The sequence below is a fragment of the Geminisphaera colitermitum TAV2 genome (genome assembly GCF_000171235.2).
Classification (GTDB): domain Bacteria; phylum Verrucomicrobiota; class Verrucomicrobiia; order Opitutales; family Opitutaceae; genus Geminisphaera; species Geminisphaera colitermitum.
In genome coordinates this window covers 1-5,340 of sequence record NZ_ABEA03000185.1, presented here as the reverse complement: position 1 = coordinate 5,340, position 5,340 = coordinate 1, and the positions used below count along the sequence as shown (strand labels likewise).

Sequence of the window (5,340 nt, the reverse complement as noted above, 5' to 3'; positions counted from 1 at the left end):
CCCCCCCCGGCGACAAACCGCATTCCTCCGACACCTTCATCACCCTCCCCGACGGGCTCGAACTCGCCTACGGCGACACCACCTTTGCAAGCAATCCCGCCACCGATCCCATCACCAATCCCCGCACTGCCGACTGGCGCCGCCTCGTTGCGCACATCCCCGGACGCGCCTGGATCGTCGTTGACCGCATCATAACCTTCAGCCCCGCCACGCTCACCACCCTCTGGCATTGGGCTCCCGACTGCACCATCGCCCCGATCTCCGACCAACCCAACTCCCGACTCGTCACCCACGCAACCGCCACCCTCCACCTCCAGCACATCACTAACAACTCTGCCCCCTCTCATTTCAGTCAACTCGCCGGCCAGACTTATCCCACGCCGCAAGGCTGGCACAGCCCCCGTTTCAACCAACTCGAACCCGCTCCGGTCACAATCCTTGAACAACCCCTTCGTGGTCCTGTCATCAACGTCTGGCTCTTTCGCCCCGTCCTCCCTGTCTCACCAAGCCCTGAACCCATTCCTGCCGCCGTTGTGACCATCGACTCTGCCCATCGCATAATCCTCCAACTGGACACGGCAACCCGCGTCACACTCAACCCCGCATCCCCCCGCGATTCAGCCATCCAAATCACGCCCCTACCGCAACCGGTTGGGCAATAAAAGGGAACCACCAGCCCGAACCATCCCCCCCCCCCTCTCAAAACAGGCTAGGCGTCTTTACGGCCCAAACTGGCCTCTCTGGACCAAAATACCAACCCGGTTCTCGCGTTGGTAATCTCAAGCAAAAGATAATACTCCACATGAGGATCGCTCAGCCGATCGTAACGTACCATGCGGTGAAATATCCTGCCGCCAACGCGCAATTCAGGAACACTCACCATGTCCTCCTCTATCAGAGTAGAAAAACTATTATTCTTGTAATCAAATGATAACAAATTTTTTCGTTTCTTTCCCCCCACATCCTGATCGTCAGCATCAATCACGATCACCTGCCCGCTTGCAGCGAGTGTCGACCTGATCCCTGACATAAGCCTGCCGGTATCGACCCCCTGCAAGGTGCCATCAAAAACAGTTCCGCACCTCACCGTATAACGGCCACCATCTCCACGCACAAAACGACCGGACCTGATTACCTCCTGAATCATCTCGGAGGCGGCACGTCCAAGATCATCATCATTCACACTGGTCCGAAGATATCCATCTCCACCACTGAGCCTGACCTTCGCCCCTCCTGCCGACTGACTCTCGCAAGCGACAAATGCGCACACACCAAACAACGACAAAAAAACAACGGAAAATTTTACCCTGATTTTAGAAAGAGTTGTCCGCATAACTAATTAATTATCATCGCATTCGTGGATCAGAATCCCTGCTGCCTGCCATCGCAGCCATTACGCACCGCAGCACGATCTCCTGATCCCCTATCTATCCTGAAAACAACTACCTATGAATAATCAGTCCTCCCTCATCGCAAGCTAAAATAATCTATCGAACAACACTCGTACAAATTAGCTAATAGTCAGGTATTCTCCCTCATGAAGTATCTCTCATCGTCATAAATTTAGCTTAAAAACAAGAATCCTCTCCTAAAAAAATCAACTCAACCATCTTTCATCCTGACAATTAAGAAACAAACAAACCATTTAACTAAAGATACTCAAAATTTGCTTGATTTTAAATCCCACCAATCCAATGTAGTTTCATTCAGACACAATGAAGCTCTCCAAAAAAGGCGAATACGCGCTCCGCGCCCTCATCGATCTCGGCATCGCCGCCGAGGTGGATCGGGATCTCGTGCAAGTGGCCGAACTCGCCGACAAAGAGCTCATCCCCATCAAATTCCTCGAGCAAATCATGCAGGAGTTGAAAACCTCCGGACTCGTCATCAGCCAGCGCGGCAAATTTGGCGGCTACCGCCTCTCCCGCCCTGCCTCCGAGATCAGCATTGGCAGCGTCATCCGCTTCATCGACGGCCCCCTGGCCCCCATCGGTTGCGTTAGCCAGACGGCTTACGAAAAATGCAGTTGCCCCGACGAGACGCACTGCGGACTGCGCATGCTCATGCTCGACGTCCGCAATGCCATCGCTGGCATCCTCGACCGCTACTCGCTCGCCGACGTCGTCGATGTCACCACCCGCAAGATGCGTCGCAACGACATCCCGCTCCCCTTTTCCGAAAGCCGGCATCCACCCTCTGGCGGTTCCCGCCGCCTCCCGCAACAAGCCATCGCCGCCCGCGCCACCGTGCCGCCCGACCAACGCCTCGCGCCCGTCGAAGGACTCCTCTCCAACCTCCTGCCCGACTACACCATTTAACGACCAGCACAGCACATCCTTAACCAAATCCTCCACCCATGAGCCTTCACACCGAAATCACCAAGACCACCGCCACGGCCACCGCCGTCCCACCCGACTGGCTCGGCATTGTCCGGGAAAAAGTCGAGGGGCTGCGCTACGGCGTCGTGCAAATCGTCGTCCACGACGGCAAAGTCACGCAGATCGAGCGCACCGAAAAAACCCGACTCGAAAGCAAAAACTGATCTCCGCGTCCTCACGCACCCTTTTCCTACCGGCCCTCCGGAGGATGTACCCAGCACAAACATACCAACGATAGAAACGAGCGTCCCTCACCCGACATCGGACCGGTCGCCTAAGCCAGCATACACACAACGACCATGCACACCTCGCACCACGTCAAGACACACACGCGCGCGACAGCCCTCCTGCTCGCCGCTCTTACTGCCGCCACCGGCCTCACGCCGCTCACGGCCCAAACCGCCGCCGGCAGCGATGACATCGCAGCCCTGCGCGAGCAGATCCGCCTGCTCGACCAGAAAATCCGCGTTCTTGAGCGCAATCAGGAACTGAAGGACGAAGCCGCCGAGGCCAAAGCCAAGGCCACCCCCGCCGGAGCCACCGTTACGCTCGACGGCAAAGGCTTTAACGTCGCCTCCGCCGACAAGAACTTTTCGTTCAAAATCGGCGCCCTCGTCCAAGCCGATTATCGCGCCTTCCTCGACGACTCCGCTCCCAACCGCGACGGTTTCCTCCTCCGCCGCGTCCGCACGCCCATCACCGGCACCGCCTACAAAATCTTCAACTTCAACATCACTCCCGAATACGCCACCGGCGACAGCAACAGCACGAGCAACAACAACAACACCCAGCTCATCGACGCCTGGCTTGATGCCCGAATCTCGCCCTACTTCGGCCTCAAGGCCGGCAAGTTTGCCTCGCCTGTCGTCCTCGAACCCGGCTCCAACCGTCACTTCAACGAATCGCCCTTCCCGAACAACTTCGCGCCCAACCGCGACATCGGACTGGAAGCGTTCGGTTCGCTCGCCGAAGGCATCGTTGACTACCGTCTTGGCATCTTCAACGGCGTGGAGAACAACGTCACCAACCGCACTGGCGGACTCACCGACGGCGATCTCACCACCGCCGGACGCCTCACGGTCACGCCCTTCAAAAAGGACGACGGCATCCTCTCCAAACTCGCCTTCAGCATTGGCGGCAGCTACGGCAACGAACGCGGCACCGCCGGCTCCAACACCAGCGGCCTGCGCAGCATCCTCAGCAACGGCCAGCAAACCGTCCTCAACTATGGCAACTCCCTCTTCGCCGACGGCCACCACGCTCGCGTGAGCCCCGGCATCGAGTGGTACACCGGCACGCCCTTCAGCGTTGCCGCCGAGTTCATCTGGGAACGTCAGGACATCAGCAACGGCACCACTTACAATGAAAGCATTGCCAACACCGGCTGGCGTGTCAGCGCCGGTTACGTGCTCACTGGCGAAGCCGCCACCAAGTCCGGCGTCAGCCCGAAGAATGCCTTCAACTGGGAAAACGGCACCTGGGGAGCCTTTGAAGTCGTGGCCCGCGTCAGCGGCGCCGACATCGACGGCAAGCTCTTCGATGGCAGCGGCCTCTCCGATACCACCAATATCACCGGAGCCTTTGCCTACGGCGCCGGTCTGAACTGGTATCTCAACAACAACATCCGCGCCCTGTTCAACGTCGAGAAGACCAACTTCAGCGGCGGCCACTCCGGCGCCAACACCAACGACAACGAGCTCTACTTCTTCACCCGCCTCCAGGTCAGCTTCTGATCCTGCCGGCGTTTTTCACTCGCGAGCGCCGGACCCGCACCACGCGTCCCGGCGCTCCCGAACACCCGACGCATCCCGACTCGTATCCAAACAAAAACTACACACGTATCATGAAACTCACCACACTCCTCCTCGCCGCCGCCACCCTCGGCGCCGCGTCCTTCGCCCACGCCAAGAACATCGAACTCCTCAACGTCTCCTACGACCCGACCCGCGAATTTTACGTCGAGTACAACGCCGCCTTCGCCAAATACTGGAAAGCCAAGACGGGCGACGACGTCCGCATCAAGCAATCCCACGGCGGCTCCGGCAAACAAGGCCGCGCCGTCGTTGACGGACTCCAGGCCGACGTCGTCACCCTCGCTCTCGCCAACGACGTCAGCGCACTCTACCGCAACGGCAAACTCGTGCCCGAGGACTGGCAGAAACGCCTGCCCAGCAACTCCGCCCCCTACACCAGCACCATCGTCTTCCTTGTGCGCGGCGGCAACCCGCTCAAAATCAAGGACTGGGACGACCTCGTAAAACCCGGCGTCTCCGTCATCACGCCCAACCCGAAGACCTCCGGCGGCGCGCAATGGAACTACCTTGCCGCCTGGGAATTCGCCCGCCGCAAACTCGGCAGTGACGAAGCCGCCAAGGACTTCGTGGCCAAACTCTACAAAAACGTGCCCGTCCTCGACTCCGGAGCCCGCGGATCGACGACCACCTTTGTCCAGCGCGGCGTCGGCGACGTCTTCCTCTCTTGGGAAAACGAAGCCTTCCTCGCCCTCAAGGAATTCGGCAAGGACAAGTTCGACATCATCGTGCCCTCGCTGAGCATCCTCGCCGAACCCACCGTCACCGTCGTGGACAAAGTCGTGGACAAAAAAGGCACCCGCGACGTCGCCACCGCCTATCTCGAATATCTCTACTCCGACGAAGGCCAGGACCTCGCCGGCAAGCACTTCTACCGCCCCTCCAACCCAAAGTTTGCCGCCAAGTATGCCAGCCAGTTCGTGCAGGTCGAACTCTTCACCATCGACGACAAATTCGGCGGCTGGGTCAAAGCCCACAAAACCCACTTCGCCGACGGCGGCACCTTCGACCAGATTTATCTGAAGAAGTAACTCCGTGACCGTAGGGGCGGCGCTTGCGACGCCCGCGCCCGCCTTTGATGCCACATCCTGCATACGCGGGCTTCGCAAGCGAAGCCTCTACGCAAAGGGCGGCGGTTTCTCACTCAAACC

Annotated in this window: 5 protein-coding genes and 1 pseudogene; 5 read left to right on the top strand and 1 reads right to left on the bottom strand. The window is 58.9% G+C overall.

Annotated features, from left to right (window positions below):
- Positions 1-662: pseudogene (locus OBACDRAFT_RS21125) on the top strand (heparinase II/III family protein); the annotation flags it as partial.
- 47 nt (positions 663-709) lie between these two features.
- On the opposite strand, the gene OBACDRAFT_RS25900 reads toward OBACDRAFT_RS21125, so the two are convergent.
- Entirely contained in the window at positions 710-1,333 is a 624-nt protein-coding gene (locus OBACDRAFT_RS25900; protein ID WP_052362337.1) for a hypothetical protein, read from the bottom strand.
- A gap of 382 nt (positions 1,334-1,715) precedes the next feature.
- Between OBACDRAFT_RS25900 and OBACDRAFT_RS21115 the strand changes: the two genes are divergently transcribed.
- From OBACDRAFT_RS21115 to OBACDRAFT_RS21100, 4 genes are all read left to right on the top strand, one after another.
- Positions 1,716-2,318: an RrF2 family transcriptional regulator gene (locus tag OBACDRAFT_RS21115; RefSeq protein ID WP_043588898.1), complete on the top strand. Its 603-nt coding sequence runs from the start codon at positions 1,716-1,718 to the stop codon at positions 2,316-2,318.
- 38 nt (positions 2,319-2,356) lie between these two features.
- Entirely contained in the window at positions 2,357-2,542 is a 186-nt protein-coding gene (locus tag OBACDRAFT_RS21110) for a YezD family protein (RefSeq protein WP_043588897.1), read from the top strand.
- A gap of 135 nt (positions 2,543-2,677) precedes the next feature.
- Complete coding sequence (locus OBACDRAFT_RS21105; RefSeq protein ID WP_043588896.1) at positions 2,678-4,111, top strand: OprO/OprP family phosphate-selective porin; 1,434 nt, start codon at positions 2,678-2,680, stop codon at positions 4,109-4,111.
- A 110-nt stretch (positions 4,112-4,221) separates the two neighbouring features.
- Positions 4,222-5,220, top strand: a complete 999-nt coding sequence (locus tag OBACDRAFT_RS21100; protein WP_043588895.1) for a sulfate ABC transporter substrate-binding protein — start codon at positions 4,222-4,224, stop codon at positions 5,218-5,220.
- Positions 5,221-5,340: the final 120 nt, after the last annotated feature.

Coding starts and splice junctions, on each gene's coding strand:
- OBACDRAFT_RS25900 (WP_052362337.1), bottom strand. CDS start 1,333: ATGCGGACAACTCTTTCTAAAATCAGGGTAAAATTTTCCGTTGTTTTT.
- OBACDRAFT_RS21115 (WP_043588898.1), top strand. CDS start 1,716: ATGAAGCTCTCCAAAAAAGGCGAATACGCGCTCCGCGCCCTCATCGAT.
- OBACDRAFT_RS21110 (WP_043588897.1), top strand. CDS start 2,357: ATGAGCCTTCACACCGAAATCACCAAGACCACCGCCACGGCCACCGCC.
- OBACDRAFT_RS21105 (WP_043588896.1), top strand. CDS start 2,678: ATGCACACCTCGCACCACGTCAAGACACACACGCGCGCGACAGCCCTC.
- OBACDRAFT_RS21100 (WP_043588895.1), top strand. CDS start 4,222: ATGAAACTCACCACACTCCTCCTCGCCGCCGCCACCCTCGGCGCCGCG.